Annotated in this window: 31 protein-coding genes; all 31 read left to right on the top strand. The window is 59.4% G+C overall.

Annotated elements, in window-relative coordinates; all coding sequences use genetic code 11:
- Positions 1 to 464 precede the first annotated feature (464 nt).
- The 31 genes from L0Z65_RS04160 (at position 465) to L0Z65_RS04010 (ending at position 20,331) form a co-directional block, all read left to right on the top strand.
- Positions 465 to 833: a hypothetical protein gene (locus tag L0Z65_RS04160; RefSeq protein WP_405111046.1), complete on the top strand. Its 369-nt coding sequence runs from the start codon at positions 465 to 467 to the stop codon at positions 831 to 833.
- On the top strand, positions 830 to 1,087 hold the full coding sequence (locus tag L0Z65_RS04155; RefSeq protein WP_405111044.1) for a hypothetical protein: 258 nt from the start codon (positions 830 to 832) through the stop codon (positions 1,085 to 1,087). Before L0Z65_RS04160 ends, L0Z65_RS04155 begins: the two co-directional genes overlap by 4 nt.
- Positions 1,084 to 1,389, top strand: coding sequence for a hypothetical protein (locus L0Z65_RS04150; protein ID WP_405111041.1), 306 nt, complete (start codon positions 1,084 to 1,086; stop codon positions 1,387 to 1,389). Before L0Z65_RS04155 ends, L0Z65_RS04150 begins: the two co-directional genes overlap by 4 nt.
- Positions 1,389 to 1,871, top strand: coding sequence for a ParB/RepB/Spo0J family partition protein (locus tag L0Z65_RS04145; protein WP_405111038.1), 483 nt, complete (start codon positions 1,389 to 1,391; stop codon positions 1,869 to 1,871). Before L0Z65_RS04150 ends, L0Z65_RS04145 begins: the two co-directional genes overlap by 1 nt.
- Entirely contained in the window at positions 1,819 to 2,358 is a 540-nt protein-coding gene (locus tag L0Z65_RS04140; RefSeq protein WP_405112621.1) for a hypothetical protein, read from the top strand. The genes L0Z65_RS04145 and L0Z65_RS04140 overlap by 53 nt, the downstream gene beginning before the upstream one ends.
- Positions 2,355 to 4,493 (top strand): transposase domain-containing protein, encoded by a 2,139-nt coding sequence (locus L0Z65_RS04135; protein ID WP_405111035.1) that lies wholly within the window; start codon positions 2,355 to 2,357, stop codon positions 4,491 to 4,493. Before L0Z65_RS04140 ends, L0Z65_RS04135 begins: the two co-directional genes overlap by 4 nt.
- Positions 4,494 to 4,550: 57 nt before the next feature.
- Complete coding sequence (locus L0Z65_RS04130; protein ID WP_052463855.1) at positions 4,551 to 5,297, top strand: AAA family ATPase; 747 nt, start codon at positions 4,551 to 4,553, stop codon at positions 5,295 to 5,297.
- A 5-nt stretch (positions 5,298 to 5,302) separates the two neighbouring features.
- Positions 5,303 to 6,166 (top strand): hypothetical protein, encoded by an 864-nt coding sequence (locus L0Z65_RS04125; protein ID WP_405111032.1) that lies wholly within the window; start codon positions 5,303 to 5,305, stop codon positions 6,164 to 6,166.
- Positions 6,166 to 6,543 (top strand): hypothetical protein, encoded by a 378-nt coding sequence (locus L0Z65_RS04120; protein ID WP_405111029.1) that lies wholly within the window; start codon positions 6,166 to 6,168, stop codon positions 6,541 to 6,543. The genes L0Z65_RS04125 and L0Z65_RS04120 overlap by 1 nt, the downstream gene beginning before the upstream one ends.
- Positions 6,540 to 6,734, top strand: coding sequence for a hypothetical protein (locus L0Z65_RS04115; RefSeq protein WP_061047874.1), 195 nt, complete (start codon positions 6,540 to 6,542; stop codon positions 6,732 to 6,734). Before L0Z65_RS04120 ends, L0Z65_RS04115 begins: the two co-directional genes overlap by 4 nt.
- A gap of 40 nt (positions 6,735 to 6,774) precedes the next feature.
- Positions 6,775 to 7,440, top strand: a complete 666-nt coding sequence (locus L0Z65_RS04110; RefSeq protein ID WP_405111026.1) for a DUF3164 family protein — start codon at positions 6,775 to 6,777, stop codon at positions 7,438 to 7,440.
- Positions 7,441 to 7,451: 11 nt separating this feature from the next.
- Positions 7,452 to 7,703 (top strand): hypothetical protein, encoded by a 252-nt coding sequence (locus tag L0Z65_RS04105; RefSeq protein WP_405111023.1) that lies wholly within the window; start codon positions 7,452 to 7,454, stop codon positions 7,701 to 7,703.
- Positions 7,703 to 8,158, top strand: a complete 456-nt coding sequence (locus tag L0Z65_RS04100) for a gp16 family protein (RefSeq protein ID WP_405111020.1) — start codon at positions 7,703 to 7,705, stop codon at positions 8,156 to 8,158. Before L0Z65_RS04105 ends, L0Z65_RS04100 begins: the two co-directional genes overlap by 1 nt.
- Entirely contained in the window at positions 8,155 to 8,541 is a 387-nt protein-coding gene (locus tag L0Z65_RS04095) for a hypothetical protein (protein ID WP_405111018.1), read from the top strand. The genes L0Z65_RS04100 and L0Z65_RS04095 overlap by 4 nt, the downstream gene beginning before the upstream one ends.
- 85 nt (positions 8,542 to 8,626) lie before the next feature.
- Positions 8,627 to 9,238 (top strand): holin-associated N-acetylmuramidase, encoded by a 612-nt coding sequence (locus tag L0Z65_RS04090; protein WP_405111015.1) that lies wholly within the window; start codon positions 8,627 to 8,629, stop codon positions 9,236 to 9,238.
- Between the two features lie 67 nt (positions 9,239 to 9,305).
- A complete protein-coding gene (locus L0Z65_RS04085) occupies positions 9,306 to 9,875 on the top strand; it encodes a holin family protein (RefSeq protein WP_096706369.1) in 570 nt (189 codons plus the stop codon).
- Positions 9,872 to 10,219, top strand: coding sequence for a DUF2730 family protein (locus L0Z65_RS04080; RefSeq protein ID WP_405111012.1), 348 nt, complete (start codon positions 9,872 to 9,874; stop codon positions 10,217 to 10,219). The genes L0Z65_RS04085 and L0Z65_RS04080 overlap by 4 nt, the downstream gene beginning before the upstream one ends.
- Positions 10,216 to 10,515 (top strand): hypothetical protein, encoded by a 300-nt coding sequence (locus tag L0Z65_RS04075; RefSeq protein WP_260079489.1) that lies wholly within the window; start codon positions 10,216 to 10,218, stop codon positions 10,513 to 10,515. Before L0Z65_RS04080 ends, L0Z65_RS04075 begins: the two co-directional genes overlap by 4 nt.
- Before the next feature lie 2 nt (positions 10,516 to 10,517).
- Positions 10,518 to 11,054, top strand: a complete 537-nt coding sequence (locus L0Z65_RS04070; protein WP_405111009.1) for a phage protein Gp27 family protein — start codon at positions 10,518 to 10,520, stop codon at positions 11,052 to 11,054.
- Complete coding sequence (locus tag L0Z65_RS04065) at positions 11,054 to 11,260, top strand: hypothetical protein (protein ID WP_405111006.1); 207 nt, start codon at positions 11,054 to 11,056, stop codon at positions 11,258 to 11,260. Before L0Z65_RS04070 ends, L0Z65_RS04065 begins: the two co-directional genes overlap by 1 nt.
- Complete coding sequence (locus tag L0Z65_RS04060; RefSeq protein ID WP_405111004.1) at positions 11,250 to 12,692, top strand: terminase large subunit domain-containing protein; 1,443 nt, start codon at positions 11,250 to 11,252, stop codon at positions 12,690 to 12,692. The genes L0Z65_RS04065 and L0Z65_RS04060 overlap by 11 nt, the downstream gene beginning before the upstream one ends.
- A complete protein-coding gene (locus L0Z65_RS04055) occupies positions 12,692 to 14,263 on the top strand; it encodes a DUF935 domain-containing protein (protein WP_405111001.1) in 1,572 nt (523 codons plus the stop codon). The genes L0Z65_RS04060 and L0Z65_RS04055 overlap by 1 nt, the downstream gene beginning before the upstream one ends.
- Positions 14,256 to 15,464, top strand: a complete 1,209-nt coding sequence (locus L0Z65_RS04050) for a phage minor head protein (RefSeq protein WP_405110998.1) — start codon at positions 14,256 to 14,258, stop codon at positions 15,462 to 15,464. Before L0Z65_RS04055 ends, L0Z65_RS04050 begins: the two co-directional genes overlap by 8 nt.
- A 337-nt stretch (positions 15,465 to 15,801) precedes the next feature.
- Entirely contained in the window at positions 15,802 to 16,785 is a 984-nt protein-coding gene (locus tag L0Z65_RS04045) for a phage protease (RefSeq protein ID WP_405110995.1), read from the top strand.
- Between the two features lie 2 nt (positions 16,786 to 16,787).
- Entirely contained in the window at positions 16,788 to 17,702 is a 915-nt protein-coding gene (locus tag L0Z65_RS04040; protein ID WP_096706364.1) for a Mu-like prophage major head subunit gpT family protein, read from the top strand.
- Between the two features lie 14 nt (positions 17,703 to 17,716).
- Entirely contained in the window at positions 17,717 to 18,106 is a 390-nt protein-coding gene (locus L0Z65_RS04035; RefSeq protein WP_260112269.1) for an HI1506-related protein, read from the top strand.
- Positions 18,107 to 18,202: 96 nt separating this feature from the next.
- Entirely contained in the window at positions 18,203 to 18,646 is a 444-nt protein-coding gene (locus L0Z65_RS04030) for a gp436 family protein (protein ID WP_405110991.1), read from the top strand.
- A 3-nt stretch (positions 18,647 to 18,649) separates the two neighbouring features.
- Positions 18,650 to 19,096 carry a phage virion morphogenesis protein gene (locus tag L0Z65_RS04025; protein WP_405110988.1) on the top strand — a complete coding sequence of 149 codons (447 nt, stop codon included), beginning with the start codon at positions 18,650 to 18,652 and terminating at the stop codon, positions 19,094 to 19,096.
- Positions 19,093 to 19,650, top strand: a complete 558-nt coding sequence (locus tag L0Z65_RS04020) for a hypothetical protein (RefSeq protein WP_405110985.1) — start codon at positions 19,093 to 19,095, stop codon at positions 19,648 to 19,650. Before L0Z65_RS04025 ends, L0Z65_RS04020 begins: the two co-directional genes overlap by 4 nt.
- Positions 19,643 to 20,041 (top strand): phage baseplate assembly protein V, encoded by a 399-nt coding sequence (locus tag L0Z65_RS04015; RefSeq protein WP_405110982.1) that lies wholly within the window; start codon positions 19,643 to 19,645, stop codon positions 20,039 to 20,041. Before L0Z65_RS04020 ends, L0Z65_RS04015 begins: the two co-directional genes overlap by 8 nt.
- Positions 20,041 to 20,331 carry a PAAR domain-containing protein gene (locus tag L0Z65_RS04010; RefSeq protein WP_405110979.1) on the top strand — a complete coding sequence of 97 codons (291 nt, stop codon included), beginning with the start codon at positions 20,041 to 20,043 and terminating at the stop codon, positions 20,329 to 20,331. The genes L0Z65_RS04015 and L0Z65_RS04010 overlap by 1 nt, the downstream gene beginning before the upstream one ends.
- Position 20,332 lies beyond the last annotated feature (1 nt).

Here is a 20,332-nt window from a genome sequence, read left to right as displayed (position 1 = left end):
GCATCACTCTCAGTAAGGTCACTCGACTTTGAGATAACCTCACGCTCGCCAGCGGAGGGGTTATCTGAAAAAAGATACGCCATCTCTATATTTGCGACTTCGCAGATTCTCAGAATTCTTGCCACTGTTGGATTAAAGCGACCGTTCAGGGACCTTGCTAACGTACTCGTCGTTATTACCCGCTGCTACTGAGATCTCTCCGTAGTCCAAGCCGCGGTCATCCAACGCCTGTCTCAGGCGTTTGCGCCACAACTCAATGCCCGCACCACTCGCCGCTTGGCTTCTATCAATCGGTCCAACCATGTTTTCATCATACAGGGAATTATAGTTCCCGCAATCGGGAATATAAACCCCTGGGAGTGGGTCTGACCGCAAATAAATCGCTTTATAATTCTATAATGTCGACTTCCGGTGTTGAGTTGATAGAAGTTTAGTTCTATCGTATCGAACTACAGGAGGATGCGATGACGCCGAATACGATTATTTCTCAGATGAGCGGCCGACAGTTTGCCAAACTCTTGAACAGAGAGTTTTCAGCCGCAAACCGAGGATTGGGAAAACTCTCTTATGCCGAGTTGGGCCGCTCATGCGGCGTGACCGGTAAGTGGCTACGCAAGCTTGCTGAGCAGCAAGGAACACCTTCAACCCTGACCATAAGACTGGTGCTCTATACCTTGGGCTATGAGGTCGATGGACCTGAGGAAGATGTTGTTCCTCACCTGCAAGGCAAAGACTGTTACATTGACGCACTGCACAGTCCAAACCGCCCCCGTAAGCAACTCACGGCAAAGGACATTGCGTTAAGCGCCGAGAGCGCGAGTGCGCGGACATGAGAACGCCTGAGGTTCTTTCCCCGATAGCCTGCGGCGGCAATGTCCTCGTCGCTAATTCGGGTAACTACCCCAGCGGCCATGGGGATGCGCCGCTGGGGGCTTTTCAGCGCAACGCAGCAGACGTGCAGCGAAGGTTGCGCGACGGTTTTAAACACTACTTCCCTAACCCGTTTGACTTCTGGGGCGACCTTATCGGCGCAGCCTGTGTCTTTGTGCTGCCCGCCGCCCTCCTATTTTGGAGCCTTTTGCAATGAGCGCGATTGACTTTGAATTGATCCAATTTCCTCAGCACCGGCTGGCCAATGAACTGACAAAACACGCCGCCAACTACGCGCGATGCCGGTCGGTACTGCAACAAGCGCTTACGGCCCATCAAGCGGCCCGAGCCCTTGGACGCCGCGACACCGGGGCACTGGCTGACGCTGTGGATCGCGCCGCAGAGGAGGTCGGCACGGCTCAAGAGTGCGTCGCCGACCTTGTCGCCCACCTAAATGGTCGCGGTTCTTTGGAGTGCCTCGCCGACCTTCTGAAACTCGAAACCAGCGGGCGTCCCTGATGCCTGGCGCGCTGACCCACGCAGGCCAGGCGGCCAAGGCGAAGCGCCGCGACCTCATCGGCCATGTCGCACAGAACGACAGGCCAACAAACTCGACCCTCGGTTACGATGGAGCATCCCCAATGACCCCACCTATCTGGCAACAAATTCAAACCCTACCCGTAGAAGATATTCAGGTAGAGGAACGGTTGCGCACCGCCTCTGAAACAGCGGTTAAAAGTATCGTATCCTCTATCCAAGAGGTGGGCAGCATCCTGCAACCGCTCTTGGTCCGCCGTGTCAAAGACGGCTATCGCCTGCTGGACGGTCTGCACCGCTTGACCGCTGCGAAAGAGGCGGGATTAGCCGAGGTGCCGGTTAAAGTCAGCGAATGCACCAATGATCAGGCGATCCGTATTGAGGTGGACGCCAATGTGGCTAAGCGCGCCTTTGACGCCGCTGGATATGGCCGTGTTTCTGGCCGCACACAAAGCGCTCTATGAAAGGGAAAACCCCGAAACTGCGCGCGGAAAAGCGGGCGCACACGGGCGCTGGGATGCAAACGACAAAATGTCGCTTGCATCGTTCACGGCAAATGCAGCCGAGACATTCGGTAAGTCTCAAAAAACGATGCAACGCCTGATCAGCGTCGGTGAAAAGCTCTCACCTAGTGAAATCGCCCAGCTCCGGGACGCCCCGCAAAAGGTCCAGTTCAAAGACCTAGAGCATATAGCCAAATGCGGCGAACAAGCGGACAGGTCCGCCATCTGCGCTGCCTTAGGCGATGGAACCGCCAAATCCGCTAAAGAGGTTTTAGACCGGAAAAAAGCCCCAGGCGCTGCGCTTAAAACACCGGTTGAACAACAGTTTTCAAAGCTGGCAGACGCGTTCATCCGCGCCAGCAAAGAAGCGCGCCGTCAGTTTGTCGCGCAGTACGGCGACGTTCTCTCTGAATTGATCGAAGACGCCAAAGGCGAGGCAAAGGTATGACAACGCCCGTCTCGCCCAAACAGGAATGGTGGTCTGTGGCTGAGCTGGCTGCGGCCCGCCTGCCCGGCATTCCTGGCACTGCACGGGGGGTGACTGCAAAAGCCGACCGTGAAGGCTGGCGGGACGTGCCCGGTGCGATCAAACGCAAGGTCGGTCGCGGTGGTGGTTTACTCTATCATTGGTCAGTGCTGCCGCTGGCCGCACGTGCTAAACTGATCAAGCATGACGCCAGCCGCCCGGTCAAAAAGCTCGACCGCAACAGCGCCTGGGCCTCCTATGCAGCCCTACCCCAGAAATCCAAAGACGAGGCCGCGCGCCGCCTAGATGCGATCACCAAGGTTGAATTGCTTCACACCAGCGGTGCGGGCCATGTCCACGCCGTCGACACTGTCGCCGCAGAAATCGGGTCCAGTACCCGGACGATCTATAACTGGATCGACCTTGTCGCCGGTGTGGCACCAGAGGACCGGCTTGCATTCGTCGCGCCCAAGGCGCCGAAAAAACGCACCCAACAGGCAGATCGCACCGCCTATCAGCCGTTTATGGATTGGCTCAAGAGCGCTTGGCTGCGTCCCGAACGCCCTACCTTTGCGCAATGCTACCGCATGGCCGAGCGCCAAGCGGGCCAGATGGGATGGCCCATCCCGATTGAGAAGACCGCAAAGCGCTGGGTAGATGCCGAGGTGCCACGCACAACGCAAGTCTATCTCCGCGAGGGCGTTAATGGCCTGATGCGCTGCTACCCTGCACAAATTCGTGACCGGTCGAGCCTTCATGCGCTGGAAGCGGTCAACGCCGATTGTCACAAGATCGACGTCTTTGTCAAATGGCCCGACGGCACCGTCAACCGCCCCCAAATCGTGGTGTTTCAAGACCTTTACTCCGGCAAATTCCTGTCTTGGCGCGTGGATCACGACCCGAACAAAGTCATGGTTATGGCCGCATTTGGTGAATTGGTCGACAACTGGGGCATTCCAAAACGATGCCTGTTCGACAACGGGCGCGAATTTGCCAACAAATGGATGACAGCAGGCGCGCCAACCCGGTTCCGTTTCAAAGTCCGGGAAGACGATCCCATTGGTGTTTTGCCCTTGCTCGGCATCAACATGCACTGGGCCAACCCGGGCCACGGTCAGGCGAAACCCATTGAACGCGCGTTCCGGGATTTGGCAAGTGATGTGGCCAAGGATGTGCGCTTTGCAGGCGCCTATGTCGGCAACCGGCCCGACGCCAAACCGGAAAACTACGGCAGCCGGGCAATCAAGGCCGCTGAGTTTCTGGGAGTCCTGGCGGAGGGTATTGCCGAACACAACGCCCGCACGGGTCGCCGATCCGATACCGCTAAGGGCCGGTCCTTTGACGAGACATTTGCCGAAAGCTATGCGACCGCGCCGATCATCAAGGCGACCGAAGAACAACGGCACCTTTGGTTGATGGGCCAGGCAGACGGGAAATTGCACAAGGACAGCGGCAAGCTCACCCTGCACGGCAATGTCTACCATTGCGATTGGATGAGCCAGGAAGCGGGTCGCAAAGTGATCATCCGCTTCGACCCCGAAGACCTGCACAGCGGCGTACATCTTTCAGCGCTCGACGGTCAGTATTTGGGCTTTGCCGAATGCCAGCAGAAGGTTGGTTTCTTCGATCTGGACGGCGCGCGGTCAACAGCCCGCCGCAACCGCCAGATCGTCAAAGCGGAAAAAGCCCTGGCTGAGCTGCAACGACCCGTCCCGGTCGAACAACTTGCCGCTGACATGACCAACTCGGCTCCGCTGCCGTCTGAGGCCCTGGCAGATCTGGAGGCCAAAGTGGTGAAGCCGGTTTTCCGCAAACCCGCTGCGGTCACCACGTTCCGCGATCACATGGACCCAGCGGCGGAACGCGAACAAGAGGCACTTATCTTGCAGATGGGTGCCAAGACCCCGGCCAAACCAGAACCGCAGGATAGCGGGTTCTCGGTTGCCAACAGCCCCGAGGAGCGGTTCCGCCAGGCCGAAGACATCGCACAGCGACAGCGGCAGGGAAAACCTGTCGGTGAGGCCGAAGCCGGTTGGCTGGAGGGGTTTTTAGAACACGCTGAATACAAGGCATATTCGGCGATTTTCGGAGATTTCGGCAGCAACAGCGCCGGATAAGAAAACCGCCGCCCGGCTGGCCCCGAGGCGACGGTCAATATTGAGTAGGAGCAAACGATGTCACAGCTTATCGAGGTTGGCAATAGCATCCAGCCGCTGACCAATGTCGCGAAACTGGCAACGCTGGTGAACCAGCTACAGGACCGTGCCTTTGGCGTTCCCGGCTTGGCGGTTTTCTATAGCCATCCCGGCTACGGCAAGACCTTTGGGGCCATCTACTGCGCGTCTAAATTTGACGTAATCCATATCTCCATGCAGGCGGACTGGACCAAGAAAACACTTCTGTCCCGGCTGCTCGGAGAGCTGAGCGTGTCAGCCCATAAGACGATCCCAGACATGGCCCTGCAAGCTTGCGAAGCTTTGGCGTTGAATGGCCGTACATTGGTTGTGGACGAAGCCGACTACGCGCTCAATCGCGGTGTCATTGAACTGATCCGTGATCTGCATGACGGATCAGACACGCCGGTGGTTATGATTGGCAACGAGAGCTTCCCTCAGAAATTGAAAAAGTTCCCGGTCATCGACAGCCGAGTGTTGAGCTACGTCGCCGCGCAACCCGCGTCCCTGAAAGACGCCCGCCTGCTGGCGACTATCTACGCGGCAGGCGTTGAGATACGCGACGATCTGCTGGGGTCTATCATCGAACGCAACACCGGCAACCCGCGCCTGATGGTGGTGAACATTGCCCAGGTCAAAGAAGAAGCCATCAAGCTTGGTCTGAAATCCATGGGGGCTGATGAGTGGGGCGGTATCGAGTTCATGGCCAACGAGGCCCCAGCTCCGCGCCGGGGGCTGAAATGGTGAACGCAGTGGCCAACAACAGCGCTGAACAGGAAATCCTTGATTACATCAGCACCCGCCTGCGTTTCACCCATGCAGAGGTCGCAACCTACTGCGGAGCCAGCGAGTGGACCCGTCAAAACTACCTGCGCGCGCTCCAGCGCCAAGGTGTGGTGCGCGAATGCGGCAAGGACGGGTACGCCACCTGTTATACCGTCTTTGATCCCGAGGAAGCCCGGCGGTTTGAAGCCTATGGCGACCAGCACGAACGGGATACAGAACGATCCAAAGCCCGCCTTGCATCGCTGATCGCGTCCATGAATGAAAACGACGCGCGCAATTTGGAGCTACCGAGTGCAGAACCGCGTTCTCCTGAAGAAAAGCAGATCTGGAAGTATATCAATGACCTTGCGTATTTCACCGTCACGGACCTGAAAAACGTCTGTGCATCGGAGACTATCAGAACGCGGTTCTTCCAGCGCCTTAAGCAAGCTCAAGCCGTCCGGGTGTTCGGGCGCGGCAACGGTGAAACCTTCTATACAACCAAGCTGCCAAGTGAGGTTCGTGACAGTTCCAAGAGCAAACGCGACAGCCTGGAAGGCATCATGTGGACGGCTATTCGTCGACAGAAGCGCTTTCGCCCTATTGACCTATACGCATCCCTCGTACCGGCGCGGCCTGACGTCTCAAAGAAAGGCATTCTGGCCTATTGCCGTACCCTGCGGCTGGCTGGATACCTACGCGCCGCCGCCAACAATCGCGGGCTGGGCGAGGAAACGCCCCTACGGCTCATCAAAGATAGAGGCCCCTTACCCCCTATAAAACGGAGCATGACGGTGGTCGTGGACAGCAACGACGATAAGATCGTCTACGCACCAGGGGGGCGTCTGTGATGAGCGACCGCCTGATCCTTGCCCAAGATGGTTGGGGCAATACCTTGCCGGAGTGGATCGCCGTCTTGATCGCCGAATGCGACCGCACTTCGCAAAACGTGGTCGCAAAGCAGCTCGGCCTGAGTGCCACGGTCGTCAGCCAAGCAATCCGCAACCGCTATGCCGGGAATATGGTCCGCATTGAATCTACGGTTCGTGATGTCTTCATGAACGCACCGGTGCAGTGCCCGGCCTTACAGGTGGAAATAGCGAGTGCGGCTTGCCTCGACCATCGCCGCCGCGCTGAGACCTGGTCCCATTCCAACCCATTTCGCGTCCGCATGACCCGCGCATGTCGCGCCTGCCCGAAGTTCATAAAATCAGAAGGTGAAACATGATCACTCAGCGCCCCTTTTGCCGCCCAACACCTGAGAAGGTGCGCGCCGCTGTGAATGACCTCGTATCAGGCGCACACGTTCCCACCGGCACCGCCGACGCGCTTACAGACGCCATCATGATCAAGGATCCAGTTCACGCAGGCATCGTCTTGCGTAGCCTGGCCGACGTGCTGGACCCAGAGGGCGCATAGCCCGACCTGAACCCAAGCCCCCAGAAAGAAAGCGATTGCAATGACCCAAGTCCAGACCACCTCCCTCGAACGAGCAGACATCCCCGACGGCATCGTTGAGGCCAATGGCAACAAATACATGACCGACGCAAAGGGCAAATTGGTGCCACTGGAAACGGTCAGCGCCCGCGATAAGCTCCAGGACGAAACCGTCCGCAAGATCATCAGCTACGCCCTGCCGCTGCGTAGCCAAGTCGCCCGTTTCAAGGCACATACTGGCCGCGATGTTGCCGATTTGCAGGCCCTGCTGGCTCAGGAATACGGCGCACAGCTTGGCGGCGCTAAGGGCAATATGACCCTGACCTCTTTTGACGGTCTGTTCAAAATCACCGTGTCCGTCGCCGATAAGATCGACTTTGGCCCGGAATTGCAGGTGGCCAAGCAACTACTGGACGAATGCCTAAACGAATGGTCCGCAGATGCCCCGGCAGAACTGCGCGCCATCGTCACCCGTGCGTTCAACACCGAGAAGCCCGGCCAGATCAATCGCGGTGAGGTGATGATGCTCTTGCGGCTCGACATCACCGATGAGCGCTGGAAACGGGCAATGACGGCCATCAAAGACGCCATGCGCGTTGTCGGCACCGCCAGCTATACGCGTTGCTACCAACGGCCCAGCGTCGATGCGCCTTGGGAACATATCACGATTGACTTGGCCAAGGCATAGGAGCGCGTCCGATGGCAATGACCCAATCCGAAATCCAAACCGCGCTGCACAGTGCATTCAGCAGCTATGCCACCAAAATGCGGCGTGCCAATCTGGTCCTGGGCAATAGCTTGGTCGTTCTGCGGCGTGAGGCGGAGATTGCCAAGATCGCGCCTGAAGCATTCGACGCAATGGCCCGTGAGGAAATGAACCAAGCCGACAAACGGATGCGGGACGACCTTGTCCAGCATCCCGTTGCCGCCCCGATAGCCGAGGCTGTGTGATGAGCCGCGCCCTGCAACAGAAGATCCACATCGGCTGCCGTCAGCTTGGCATGGACAGCGATGCACGGCGCGGCCTGCAACTGGCCGTCACGGGCAAAACGTCGATGAAAGACATGACCGAGGCCGAGTTAAAAAGCGTTTTAAAGCGCCTTAGGAGCGATGGTTTCAAACACGCGACAGCCGGGAACCACCGCCACAAGAAAGCTCCCCGCGCTGATCTGCGTTTGGTCCATGTCCTTTGGCGAAAGCTCGGTGAGGCCGACGCATTGCGTGACCCTAGCCGCAAGGGGTTGAACACATTCATCCGCAAACGATTTGGCTCCGCTTGGCAGTCGGTGCCCGCTGACGTTGATATGCTCCGCGATCTTGAACAGATCGACCAGGTCATTCAGGCGTTGAAGTCTTGGGGCCACCGCCAGGACATCGACTTTGATTGGTCAGACCATCAGCGATGAGCCGCAGTTTTCGCCCATATCTGCCCGGTGTTCTGTCCTACATCGCCGAGGAAATCAGTCTTGATCTGGCTGTGCGCCTGGCAGAGGTGAAGGGCGGGCGTGAGGTCTATATCTCGAACAAAGCAGGCTCCAGCCTTGCGGAACTGGTGGGCGCAGAGGATGCGCTCCGCCTGTACAAACTACTCGGCGGCGGAAAACTGGTTGTCCCCGCCGGAAACTTTGGCGGTCAAGCCGGGCGCCGCCAGCGGATCGCCATGTTGCTGGGCCAAGGTAAAAGTCACTCGGTGGTCGCCGCCGAGGTTGACGTGACCCTGCGAACCGTCGAGCGTGTCGCGGCCAGTCTGCGCAGACGCAACGACGATCAAGGCGACTTTTTCATCTAGTATTGCATTGCCCCCGACACCCGGCGGGACGGCAATCACCCAGCGTCACAGGTAGTTTTGTCTTACACAGACGGAGCCACCGGCCATGCCATCAGTCCAAACTATTGCAGAGGAAATCGTCGCGCGCGAAGGCGGGTTCGTAAATGATCCTGCCGACCCCGGCGGCGCGACCAATTACGGCGTGACCATCCATACGATGCGCCGTCTGGGATTGGACCTAGACCGCGACGGCGATGTTGACGTGTTGGATGTGCGCGCTTTGAGCCGCGCGCAGGCCGTTGAGATTTTCATCCGGCATTATTTCACAAAACCCCGGATCGACCTGTTGCCGCAGGCGCTGCAAGCCAGTGTTTTTGACATGCAGGTCAATGCCGGTGCCAATGCCATAAAGATCCTCCAGCGCCTGCTGGCGGGTTTTCAGGAACCGGTCACAGTCGATGGCGCACTTGGTCCCAAGACCGCCGCAGCAGCCCACCGGGCCTATGGAAAGGCCGGGGACTATCTGGTCGATGCCTACGGTATTGCCCGCCGGGACTACTATCTGCGCCTCGCCGACCGTCGGCCTGCATCACGCAGGTTTGTCCGGACCCGCGCGGGCGGCAAAGGCGGTTGGATCAAACGCGCCGAGGAGTTCATTTCACCCCGCTACCACCTGAACAACACCGCTTTCCAGCAACGGACAGCGGCATGGGGATAAGCGCGCCGGGCGATTGGCAGGTTTCGCAGTTTACGCATCGGTTTGGCTGCGACTTAGGAGGCAAGATATGCAGTTTTTGAAATGGCTCTTTGGCGGTGGTCGCAATGTGATCGCCGAAACAGCAGGCGTATTTCGCCCACATGCTGAGGCGAGCGCACAGCGCGACGCCGCTTACGTGCAGTCCGCGCTGGCTCAACATGGCGCCGAGTTCAGCCGACCCGCCCTTGGGCGTTTTGATCGGTTTATGGACGGCATGAACCGCCTGCCGCGCCCTCTGATGGTGATTGCCACCTTTGCCCTCTTTGCCTCGGCCATGTTCGACCCGCTTTGGTTTGCTGCCCGGATGCAAGGGCTGGCCCTGGTGCCTGATCCGCTCTGGTGGCTGGCAGGAACAATCGTCGCCTTCTATTTCGGCGGGCGGTTTCAGGTTAAGTCGCAGCAGTTCCGCCAATCGTTGAGCCAGGGCACCGCGCTGTTGCCGCAGGTTCTGGAAAACATCAGCGCAATCGACGCTCTACGACATGACACGCCCGGCGCCGCTGAGGGCGGCGTGGCGGGCGATGACATCGCCAAGGCGCAGCCGAAAGAGGACAATCAAGCCGTGATGGACTGGTGGGAAGCGGGGCAGAAACGGTGACCCTGGATCTTGAGACCATTCTAAAGCTGACCAATCTCGGAATTTCGGTTTGCGCCATCATCTACACGTTCTTTGCGACCCGCCAGAAAGACACCGACGAACGGTTCAAAGAAGGATCCAAGCGGATGGACCGCCACGAAAACCGTATCGCGGCACTTGAGCAAACGGTGCAGATCCTCCCCGGCACGGGCGACATTCACGCCCTGCAATTGGAGCTGGTCAAACAGACAGGATCGCTGGCTGAAATCCGCGCTGTGATGGACGGCAACGCCAAGATTATGGCCCGCCTTGAAACCATCGTCAGCCGACACGAAGACCATCTAATCGGACCTAAGAGACCATGAGCGCATACCAAGACACCCTGTCCAAACACCGTCGCCTGACAATTTTAAAATTCCTGTCAGACAGCCCGGAATATACGTCCAACGCATCCATCCTCGTGGACGTCTGCAATAGCTACGGGGTAGCTACCACCCGCGACCAGGTCATGGGCGAGCTGGACTGGCTGAGCGAACAGGGCTTGGCCAGTGTCACTGATAACGGGTTATTTCGCATTGCCACTGCGACCAGTCGCGGTGTTGAGATCGCCGAAGGCAAAGCGCGCCATTCAGGCGTCCAACGCCCCCGGCCTGGGCCGTAGTCATGCCCCCACCCCGCAAGATCGACCTACTGCCAAGCGAGATGCGCCATTGGCTGCAAGATGAGCTGAAGGCGCGTGGTTTCTCTGACTATGAGGAAGTCACCGAGGCGCTGAATTTTCGCCTTGAAGACGCCGGGCTGGAAATGCGGATCGGCAAGTCCGCCGTTCACGCCTACGGGCAGGAGTTTCGCGACTACGCCAAGATGCAGGAACAGGCCCAGGACGAAATCCGCGCCTTTCTTGAGGAGGCCAGCCTGCAAGATGAGGTCGACGTCACCTCGGCCCTGTTCCAGCAGCTCACCACGATTCAATGGCGGTTGCAGATGGCAATGGCCAATCCCGATCAGCTTCCCGATCCGCGCGGGCTGAAGGATCTGACCACCGCCCTGAACAACCTGATCCGCAGCACCTCGCTGCGTGATGAAATCGCCAAGGCCGAACGCGACGCAATGGCGCGCAAACTGGATGAGGCGGTGGAAGCCGGAGACGTGGAAAAAGAGGCCGCACAGAAGGCCCGCGAAATCATGGGGTTTGTCTGATGAGCGATATGGCAATTGGAACTGTTGTCCTGGTCGGTGACTACAATTGGCGCAAGGGGCCGATGTGGCCCTCTATTGCTGCTCTGTTCTTTGGGCGGCGCGAAAGGTTCGTTCACCTTGAAAAGCACTGCACAATCGCGTGGTACAAAGAACAGCCTTACCTGATTGCACTGCGTGAGGCGCCCGAGGCCAAAAATGGCGGTTAGCGTTGGGCCGGTCATTGATTTCCTGCCCTACCAGAAGGCGTGGATCGCCAACACATCCCGTTTCAAAATTGGCATGTTTACCAGGCGGGGCGGCAAGACATTCGGCTCGGGCGGCGAAATCGTGGGCGACTGCGTTGATGCCGAGATTGAAGGGCGCAAAACGCGTTGGACGATCCTTTCCCGGTCTGAAGCGACTGCCAAAGAGGCCATTGAAGACGCTGTAAAACCCATGACTGAGGGCTATTACGCGGCCCTCTCCACCTTGGCACGCAAGGGTCGGCCAGAGTTTTCCGAGGAAGATTTCCACGTCCCGGCCCACAAACGCGAAGTCGTCCAGAACGGCGCAACCCATCTGATTGATGTTGAGGCGGCAACCTACAAGGCGCAGGAAGTCCGATTTCCGGGTGGTTCACGCGTCACAGCGATTTCCGCCTCACCTGACGCCGCCCGTGGCTTTGGTGGCAACATGCTGTTCGACGAGTTTGCCTTTCACGCCGACAGCCGCCGGATCTGGGGGTCGGCTTTTCCGGTCGCCGCGCGCGGTGGCCATAAGATCCGGGTGATCAGCACCCCAAATGGCAAGGGCAACAAGTTCCATGAGCTGATGACCACGCTCAACAATGGGTTTTCTAAACACCACGTCGATATCTACGAGGCGGTCAAACAGGGGCTGGACGTTGATATTGACGAATTGCGCGCCGGTATGTCCGACGAAGACGCCTGGGCGCAAGAATTTGAGCTGAAATGGCTGGACGCGGCCTCGGCCTGGCTGGACTACGATCTGATTTCATCCTGTGAAGATGTGCGCGCCGGTCACCCTGCGCTCTATCGTGGCGGGCTTTGCTACGTCGGCGTTGATATCGCGGCACGAAACGACCTCTTTGTGATCTGGCTGATGGAACTGGTCGAAGGCCAGTTGATCACCCGCGAAGTCATCGCCGAACGCCGTATCAGCTTTGCGCGGCAAGACCAGCTTTTAGCAGATGTGTTCCGCCGCTACCGGGTGGCGCGCTGCTGCATGGATCAGACCGGAATGGGCGAAAAGCCGGTGGAAGATGCCAAGCGCAATCACGGCGAGGACCGTGTTCTCGGCGTGTTATTCAGCGCGCCGGTTAAGCTGGATCTGGCCACTGGCATGAAAGACCGTTTTCAGGATCGCTCAATGTTGATCCCCGAAGGCGACCCCAAGCTGCGCGCGGATCTTCATGCCATCAAATCTGTGACCGGCCCCACGGGTATCCGGCGCCTCGTCGCGGACACCGACACCGACGGCCACGCCGACCGCTTCTGGGCGGCAGCCCTGGCCTGCGAAGCCGCAGAAACCGAATACCAGCCGCTGGTCTATCGCCCCGTCGCACCCGGCGGCGACAAACACACAAAACGGCTGATCAACCTGACCGCAGGTTTTAATGCCAGAAAAGGAATTTGGTGATGACACCCCGCTTGCTTGATGCCTATGGGCGCCCGATCAAACTCCAGAGCCTGACGCAGCGGGTGCCCGAACCGGGGATCACCTCTATCCGCAACGCATGGGCGCCGTCGGTCGCACTCGGTCTGACACCGCAGCGCCTGTCGCGGATTCTACTGGCGGCCAATGAGGGCAATATTCAGGACTATCTTGTCCTGGCTGAGGAAATGGAAGAACGCGACCAGCACTATGGTTCTGTCCTGGGCATCCGCAAACGTGCGATTTCAGGGGTTGATCCCGTTGTCACTCCGGCATCCGGCGACGCTCAGGACGAAAAAATGGCCGACGCCGTCCGCGATAACATTGCAGAGCATGACGGGTTTTCCGACCTGATTGAGGATATGCTGGACGCGCTCGGAAAGGGCTTCTCCCAAACGGAAATTATCTGGGACCGGAGCAAGACAGAATGGTGGGTCAAAGAGTTCTTACATCACGACCCGAGGTTCTTCACTGTAGACCGCGAAACAGGTCGTAAGATCCGCATGTTGGACGAGCGGGATATGATCGACGGCGTCGAGCTGGAGCCGTTCAAGTGGATTTCCCACCAGGCCAAACTGAAGTCCGGTCTGCCGATCCGGGGCGGTCTGGCCCGGCTCGTGTCCTTTGGCTGGATGTGCAAAGCCTATACGGTGAAAGACTGGATGGCCTTTGCAGAAACCTACGGTCTGCCCTTGCGTGTTGGGAAATATGGGCCAAGTGCCACGCCCGACGACGTCGAGGTGCTGTTTCAGGCCGTTGCCAATATCGGCACCGACGCGGCGGCAGTCATCCCAGAGGCCATGAAAATTGAGTTTGTGCAGGCCATGAGCGGCAGCGCCAGTGCCGAGGTGTTTGAAAGCCTTGCCCGCTGGGTCGATGAACAGACATCAAAGGCCGTGCTCGGCCAGACCATGACCTCAGACAATGGCTCATCCATGGCCCAGGCGGAAGTTCATAACGATGTTCGCCACGACGTTGCCAAGGCCGATGCCAAATCTGTCACCACCACTCTGAACCGGGATCTGGTGAAGCCCTATGTAGATCTGCATTTCGGAGTGCAGAAGCGATATCCACGCTTGGTGATCACGATTGACGAGATCGAAGACGTGGACATGATCCTGCGTCATACCGCTGAGATGGTGGATCGGGGCGTTCGGGTGCGCCAGTCCGAGGTGCGGGGCAAGCTTGGCTATTCTGAACCCGATGCGGGTGATGAGATCCTGACGCCATCACGGGCGAAATCCAACGCCGCAGATGCAGTGCAGTCAGCGCCGCCCACCGAAACCGCCGCCAACCGGTCCGAAACGCCGACGGGTGCAAGCAATCCTTATGCGCCGCTGGACGATCTGGAGGCCGAACTGGCAGAAGATTGGGAGGCGATCATGGGGCCAGTTGTTGCCCCGGTTCTGGAACTGCTGGAGACCGCCACCTCCTATGAGGATGCGCTTGCGACACTGGCAGATGCATTCCCCAAAATGGACACCCGCCCGCTCTTGGACAGCCTGGTCAAATCTGCCGTGAAATCCCGCGCCCTGGGAGACATCAGCGATGGCTGAGTTTCGCGACCGGCCCGGCTACAGCTTCAATCCCGGCGCGCCGCCTGAGGTGGCGGATTTTTTCCGCAATAAGGCCATGCGCCCCAGCTTCAGCTTTCGCGATGTTGAGCCTGAAGAACACGCCGTCGCCTTCACCGTGGCCAAGGCCATGCAGGTCGATGTCCTGCAAACCATCCGCGACGAGCTGCAAACGGCCCTGGACAACGGCATTCCCTTTGAGGAGTTCCAGAAGACTTTGACCCCACGCCTGCGCCGCATGGGCTGGTGGGGTGTCAAAGAACAGGTGGATCCGCTTACCGGTGATGTGAAGAAAGTGCGCCTTGGATCGCCCCGCCGACTCAAGACCATCTATCGCGCCAATATGCGCTCGGCCCGTGCGGCGGGCCAATGGCAACGCATCCAGCGCAGCAAGCGCGCCCTGCCCTATCTGGTCTATCTGCTCGGCCCGAGCGTCCGCCACCGGCCCAGCCACGCGGCCCGGAGCGGCATGGTGTTGCCGGTCGATGATCCAGCCTGGCAGGTTTGGTATCCGCCCAATGGCTTTGGTTGCAAATGCCATGTTCGCCAGATCACCCGCCGCGAAGCTGAAGAAATCGGCATCAGTGAAAACCCCGACACCCCCAGCCGCGAGGTGTTCAATCCGCGTACCGGCGAGCTGAAGGAAATCCCGGTTGGCATCGACCCCGGATGGGAAAGCAATCCCGGCCTCTACCGCCAACGCCGCATGGCCGAGTTCCTGCAAGACAAACTGAACGCCGCCGATCCGGCCATTGCCCACGCCGCCGCCCGCGACATGGCGACAAGCTGGCGTGTGCGCCGCATCCATGACGGTTCAGCCACCGGCTCGGCCCCCGTCGCCATGCTGCCGCTGGAGCTGGCAGACCGGATCGGCGCAAAAACCCGCGTGGTGCAGTTCTCCGATTACACAGCCGAGAAGACCAGGCGCAAACATGGTGAGGCCACCGCCGACCAGTTCAGACGCGTTGCGGAGCTGCTGGAAACCGGCGCCGTGGCTCATGAGGTATCAGGCACCGGAACCGAAAGCCTGATCTTTGAAGGACAAGGCGCGAAGCGCTGGCGGCTGGTTCTAAAGCGCACTGTGGCCGGGGATGAGATCTTCCTAAGTACATTCCATCGCAGCACACCCGCCAAATGGGCAAAGCTGCTGCGCGGCAAAAACGTGACCATAGTGAGGGAGTGACGCGCGTGGAGGGGCGGAAATTCCCTCGCGGCTCAAGACCGGCTTCCCTAGGCTCACGCGCACTTCAAAGATAGCAATCAGGAATGAATTTTTCAACACCGGCCCGAATAGTGCCCGCGAGCCGCTGATCGCCCCGACCTCATGCTGCGAGGATCGTTTTTAAAGGGGGGTTAAAGGGGGTAGAAAGGGGTGGAACGGGTTTTCGGGCGGCATCATGCGAGATCAGCCGTTACGCCCGTCTAAGCCCCCTCTTTCGCCAACCCCGTTCTGACCCTCGATCTTGCCCCCGACACCTGCCAAGGCTGAGTAGTACGGCACGGCGGGGCATTGTGGCCTCATGACACAGGCCAACTCCATAACCACCATTGCGCTAGCGCTGAACGCCGAGGGCGACAGCGTACCCGATTGGATCCAGCTCACGCCACCCGGCCCGCACCTGACGGGCCGTGACGGGCGCCAATGGCGGCTGACCAATCCCGACGCGGTGGTCGCTGAATTTGCGCGCAACCGTGCTGACCTCCCCGTTGATTTTGAACATGCCACCCAAGTGAAGGGCGCAAAGGGCGATGCCGCCCCTGCGGTCGGCTGGATCAAGGAACTGGATGCGCGCAACGGGGCGATCTGGGGGCGCGTTGAATGGAATGACGCAGGCCGCAATTCCATCGCGTCGAAAGGATACCGCTATGTGAGCCCCGTTTTCACCTTCACCAAGGCGGCCAAGGAAATCAGCAAGATGATTTCAGCGGGCCTGACCAACCAACCCAACCTGGAACTAGCCGCCCTGAACACTGAAGACCGTCAGGGTGGCGCTGATGAGGTACTGCCGATGAACAAGGCGATCCTTGAGGCCCTCGGCCTGCCGGAAAACGCGTCCGATCTGGATGTGGTGACGGCGATCAACAAAATGAAAACGGATGAGGCGACTGCCCGCAATCGGGCCGAAAACCCCGACAGCGGCAAATTCATCCCGCGCGCCGATTACGATCTGGCGATGAACAAGATCAGCGCCTTTGAAACCGCTGAGAAAGAACGCCAGGACGAGGCGATCAACACTGCCGTCGGGGCTGCTATTGAGGCGGGTAAGATTGCGCCAAGCAGCCGCGACTACCATGTGGCGGCCTGCCGCTCCGAGGGCGGGCTGGAGAAATTCCAGCAACTGGTCGATGCCAGCCCCGTCATCGCCGCAGACAGCGAGCTACGCGACAAGACCCCCACGGCCCAAAACAAGGCCCTGTCGCCCGACGAGCTGGCGATCTGCCGCCAGATGGGCCTCACCCCTGAAGACTTCCACGCGGCGCAAGCTGAAACCGAGGAGAGCTGATCATGGCTGCAATTACACCAGCGGTGCTGTCAGCACTTTGGACAGGCGCCAAAAAGAACTTCAATGATGGCTATGAGGCGATGGCAAACCAGTCCTTTTACAAGGACGTCTGCACCATCGTGAATTCCAATGATGATCGCGAGACCTATGACTGGTTGGGCGATGCCCCGGAAATGCGGGAATGGATCGGCGACCGGGTGGTCAAAGATATCAAGTCGCACGGCTACCAGATCATCAACCAGGAGTTCGAGACAACCATCGGCGTCAAAGCCAAGGACATCAAGAACGACAAGCTGGGCACCTACGGACCTCGTTTCCGCCGCCTTGGTGAAGCCGCCGCGCGCAAGCCCGACCAAATGGTTCGCGACCTGATCATCAACGGAGCAAGCCAGACCTGCTATGACGGCCAGTACTTCTTTGACACTGACCACCCGGTTTATGCCGGACATGACGGCACTGGCGCGGTGACAACCGTTTCCAATATGACCGATGGCGCCGGGTCGCCCTGGTATATGCTGGATCTGAATTCCGTCCTGCGCCCGTTCATTTTCCAAGAGCGCGAAAAGGTCGGCCTCATTGGCAAGGAAGACCCCAAGACCAGCGACCATGTGTTCATGCGCAACCAGTACCTCTATGGCGCCGACGCATATTGGGCGGCTGGCTATGGCTTCTGGCAAATGGCCCATATGTCCAAGGCCGAACTGAACGGCGACAATTTTGATGCCGCCTTTGAGGCCATGATGGGCGTGACCGGCGACGGCGGGCGCGAATTGGGCCTGATGCCCTCACACATCATGGTGGGCCGGTCCAACCGCTCCAAGGCCAACAAGGTCGTCAAGATGATGCTCGGCGACGGTGGCGCATCCAACCCCAACTACAACGAGGTCAAGGTTCTGGTGAACCCCTGGCTGCCTTAAAGGAGGGCCGCGCTATGACATCCAAGAACTATACAATTTCAGGCGTACCAAAAGAGGGTTTTTGCCGCTGCGGCACGTTCTTTCCCAACGCTGGCATCCCGGTCAACGCCGAGGATTTCGACGCCGATCAATGGCGCCGCCTGAAGGCAGAGCCAAACCTGCGAGTGGCGCTGGCCGAGGCTGACCCAGCTTCAGACGCAGCAGCGCGCGACGCCCAGATCCGCGAGGCCATCAAAAGCCTCAGCCCCGAGGATTTCCAGAAGGACGGCAAGCCGAAAATCGACGCCCTGTTCGACCTTCTGGGCGATGACCTGGGCAAGATCACCACCGCCGAGCGCAACGCGGCCTGGGATGCTCTCACCAGTGGCGGGTTTGAAACCCCAGCCGCCACTGCACCGGCTTAAACCGGGGGGCGATGATCCGGCGCGGCCACGGGGTGCTGCATCGGGGAGCCTCTTGCCCCGACGATTTATCCAAGACCAGAAACCAAAGGTGACCTGATGGCCTACGCCACTCAGACAGATATCGTGACGCTCTATTCGCAGGACGCGCTCTATGTGGCGGATCGCGACGGCGACGGTGTACCCGATGAGGCCGCCATTGCCCGCGCCTTGCAAACGGCGGGTGATGAGATCGACAGCTATCTGGGCGTCCGGTTCAGCTTGCCGCTGGAGACCGTGCCCGGCCTCCTGGTTCAGTTCAGCGTGGATATCGCCCTTTACCGTCTCGCGCTGTCCAGCGACGTGCTGTCGGACGAACACCGCACCCGCTACGAGGACGCCCAGAAACACCTGAAGGACATCGCACGCGGCACCGCCACATTAAACACAGGTGCGCCGCAATCCGGCGACGGCGAAGCACCCGCAGCTCCGGCCCGGCCCCGTCCGGTGGTCTCGGTCGGCCCGGAACGCGAGTTCACCCGTGACAAGATGCGGGGGCTTTGATCCATGGCCGGTGTTGCTGCAACTCTCACATCCACGGGCTTGACCGAAGCCATTGCCAAGGTCCGTCGCCTCGAGGGCTTTCGCCTGGCTGAACTGGCAGATGATGCCGGGGCGGTTCTGGAAAGCTCTACCCGGCGCCGGTTTGACACTGCCGTCGCCCCCGACGGCGACCGTTGGGCGCCCTGGTCAGAAAGCTATGACGAAACCCGCGACCATGACGTGCATTCGCTTTTGGTCGATGAGGGAGATTTGCGGGACAGCATCGCCAGCTATGCCAGCGAGAGCGAGGTCCAGGTCGGCTCCAATCTTGTCTATGCCGCCCACCACCAGATCGGCGGTGATGAAATCGACAGCGGCATTCCGGCCCGGCCCTACCTTGGCGTCTCTGGTGAGGATGAGCTGGATTTGCACGACCTCGTCACGGTGACGCTGGAGGATTTGTTGCAATGAGCGATCCGAACAACGTTCTGTCTGAACTACCCGCCCAGGTCTGCGCCCGGTTCAATGCCCTATTGCCGGATCTTCGCGAGTGTACGCCGCATGAGGGCAAATACACCCTTGATGACCTGAAACGCGAAGGCATTCCCGCGCCAGCGGTCAAGGTTTCGTGTCTCGGCGCAAAGCAGGACCAAACCTATGCAGGGGCACCGGCAACCTTTCTGCTGTTGATGGCGGCATACGTGGTCACCCGTGATGGCCTCGGCATCAGTCGCGATATTCTCGCCGCTCAGATCTGCCAGACGCTGCTGGCCGCCATCCCCGAACAGACTTGGGGCCTGGACGGCATCGGCCCCGCCCGAACCACGGCGATGCACACGTTGATATCGACCAAGGTCAAATCGAAAGCGGTTTCCCTTTGGGCGGTCACTTGGCTTCAGCCCATCAGCTTTTTTCAGCCCGTGCCCCGCTCTCTGGGCGTGGAGCTGCATGTCGGCATCGCGCCCAAAGTCGGCGCGGATCATGTCGATGACTACGAACACGTTGGAGGCTCTGACGATGAGTGAACAGCTCGCAGAAGCAGACCGCCGCATTGAAAACTTGCTGATGACCGGAAAGGTCATTGCGGTTGATGCGGCCTCAGGCCGGGCGCGCGTCAAATGCGGTGACATTGAGACCAACCTGATCCCCTGGCTGGCACAGCGCGCCGCAAGCAACCATTCGTGGTGGCCCTTGCAGACCGGCGAATGGGTGATGCTGGCCGCCCCATTCGGCGATCTGGCCCAGGCTGTCATTTTGGGCGCCCTGCCCACTGGAAAGAACCCGCCCCACGGGGCGCCAGACACATTCCGTCTCAGCTTTGAGGGCGGCTCATACATCGAAGCTGCTGGTGGCAATATCACCATCAAAGCGATTGGTGAGCTGTTCCTGCAAGGCGCCAAAGTAAGGATCAACTAATGCCAAAAGCAGCGCGTAAAACCGACACCTGCACCGGCCATGCCGATTTTCCATCCCGGCCCGCCACCGGCGGTAGCCCGAATGTGGAGATCGAGGGCCTCGCCGCCCTGCGCCAGGGCGATAGCTGGGCAACCCACTGTAACCCCGACCTGCTCTGCCACGGTGCAAGCCAGGCGACAGGCTCATCCACAGTTTTTGTGAACGGCAAACCTCTGGCCCGTGTCGGCGATGCGGTGGGCTGCGGCTCATCCATCGCGACCGGCGCCGGAACCGTGATTGTAGGAGGCTAAG

Source organism: Phaeobacter sp. BS52 (assembly GCF_045040595.1).
Lineage (GTDB): Bacteria > Pseudomonadota > Alphaproteobacteria > Rhodobacterales > Rhodobacteraceae > Phaeobacter > Phaeobacter piscinae.
The sequence above is the reverse complement of the archived record's forward strand: the minus strand, read 5'-3'. Positions and strand labels throughout refer to the sequence as shown.

Excerpts from the sequence above, each read along its gene's own strand:
- L0Z65_RS04095 (WP_405111018.1), top strand. The coding sequence starts at position 8,155 with ATGAGCCGCAGTTTTCGCCCATATCTGCCCGGTGTTCTGTCCTACATC.
- L0Z65_RS04105 (WP_405111023.1), top strand. The coding sequence starts at position 7,452 with ATGGCAATGACCCAATCCGAAATCCAAACCGCGCTGCACAGTGCATTC.
- L0Z65_RS04160 (WP_405111046.1), top strand. The coding sequence starts at position 465 with ATGACGCCGAATACGATTATTTCTCAGATGAGCGGCCGACAGTTTGCC.
- L0Z65_RS04120 (WP_405111029.1), top strand. The coding sequence starts at position 6,166 with ATGAGCGACCGCCTGATCCTTGCCCAAGATGGTTGGGGCAATACCTTG.
- L0Z65_RS04065 (WP_405111006.1), top strand. The coding sequence starts at position 11,054 with ATGAGCGATATGGCAATTGGAACTGTTGTCCTGGTCGGTGACTACAAT.
- L0Z65_RS04030 (WP_405110991.1), top strand. The coding sequence starts at position 18,203 with ATGGCCTACGCCACTCAGACAGATATCGTGACGCTCTATTCGCAGGAC.
- L0Z65_RS04060 (WP_405111004.1), top strand. The coding sequence starts at position 11,250 with ATGGCGGTTAGCGTTGGGCCGGTCATTGATTTCCTGCCCTACCAGAAG.
- L0Z65_RS04085 (WP_096706369.1), top strand. The coding sequence starts at position 9,306 with ATGCAGTTTTTGAAATGGCTCTTTGGCGGTGGTCGCAATGTGATCGCC.
- L0Z65_RS04025 (WP_405110988.1), top strand. The coding sequence starts at position 18,650 with ATGGCCGGTGTTGCTGCAACTCTCACATCCACGGGCTTGACCGAAGCC.
- L0Z65_RS04145 (WP_405111038.1), top strand. The coding sequence starts at position 1,389 with ATGCCTGGCGCGCTGACCCACGCAGGCCAGGCGGCCAAGGCGAAGCGC.
- L0Z65_RS04010 (WP_405110979.1), top strand. The coding sequence starts at position 20,041 with ATGCCAAAAGCAGCGCGTAAAACCGACACCTGCACCGGCCATGCCGAT.
- L0Z65_RS04110 (WP_405111026.1), top strand. The coding sequence starts at position 6,775 with ATGACCCAAGTCCAGACCACCTCCCTCGAACGAGCAGACATCCCCGAC.
- L0Z65_RS04050 (WP_405110998.1), top strand. The coding sequence starts at position 14,256 with ATGGCTGAGTTTCGCGACCGGCCCGGCTACAGCTTCAATCCCGGCGCG.
- L0Z65_RS04055 (WP_405111001.1), top strand. The coding sequence starts at position 12,692 with ATGACACCCCGCTTGCTTGATGCCTATGGGCGCCCGATCAAACTCCAG.
- L0Z65_RS04015 (WP_405110982.1), top strand. The coding sequence starts at position 19,643 with ATGAGTGAACAGCTCGCAGAAGCAGACCGCCGCATTGAAAACTTGCTG.
- L0Z65_RS04115 (WP_061047874.1), top strand. The coding sequence starts at position 6,540 with ATGATCACTCAGCGCCCCTTTTGCCGCCCAACACCTGAGAAGGTGCGC.
- L0Z65_RS04090 (WP_405111015.1), top strand. The coding sequence starts at position 8,627 with ATGCCATCAGTCCAAACTATTGCAGAGGAAATCGTCGCGCGCGAAGGC.
- L0Z65_RS04075 (WP_260079489.1), top strand. The coding sequence starts at position 10,216 with ATGAGCGCATACCAAGACACCCTGTCCAAACACCGTCGCCTGACAATT.
- L0Z65_RS04035 (WP_260112269.1), top strand. The coding sequence starts at position 17,717 with ATGACATCCAAGAACTATACAATTTCAGGCGTACCAAAAGAGGGTTTT.
- L0Z65_RS04130 (WP_052463855.1), top strand. The coding sequence starts at position 4,551 with ATGTCACAGCTTATCGAGGTTGGCAATAGCATCCAGCCGCTGACCAAT.
- L0Z65_RS04155 (WP_405111044.1), top strand. The coding sequence starts at position 830 with ATGAGAACGCCTGAGGTTCTTTCCCCGATAGCCTGCGGCGGCAATGTC.
- L0Z65_RS04150 (WP_405111041.1), top strand. The coding sequence starts at position 1,084 with ATGAGCGCGATTGACTTTGAATTGATCCAATTTCCTCAGCACCGGCTG.
- L0Z65_RS04040 (WP_096706364.1), top strand. The coding sequence starts at position 16,788 with ATGGCTGCAATTACACCAGCGGTGCTGTCAGCACTTTGGACAGGCGCC.
- L0Z65_RS04045 (WP_405110995.1), top strand. The coding sequence starts at position 15,802 with ATGACACAGGCCAACTCCATAACCACCATTGCGCTAGCGCTGAACGCC.
- L0Z65_RS04020 (WP_405110985.1), top strand. The coding sequence starts at position 19,093 with ATGAGCGATCCGAACAACGTTCTGTCTGAACTACCCGCCCAGGTCTGC.
- L0Z65_RS04100 (WP_405111020.1), top strand. The coding sequence starts at position 7,703 with ATGAGCCGCGCCCTGCAACAGAAGATCCACATCGGCTGCCGTCAGCTT.
- L0Z65_RS04070 (WP_405111009.1), top strand. The coding sequence starts at position 10,518 with ATGCCCCCACCCCGCAAGATCGACCTACTGCCAAGCGAGATGCGCCAT.
- L0Z65_RS04135 (WP_405111035.1), top strand. The coding sequence starts at position 2,355 with ATGACAACGCCCGTCTCGCCCAAACAGGAATGGTGGTCTGTGGCTGAG.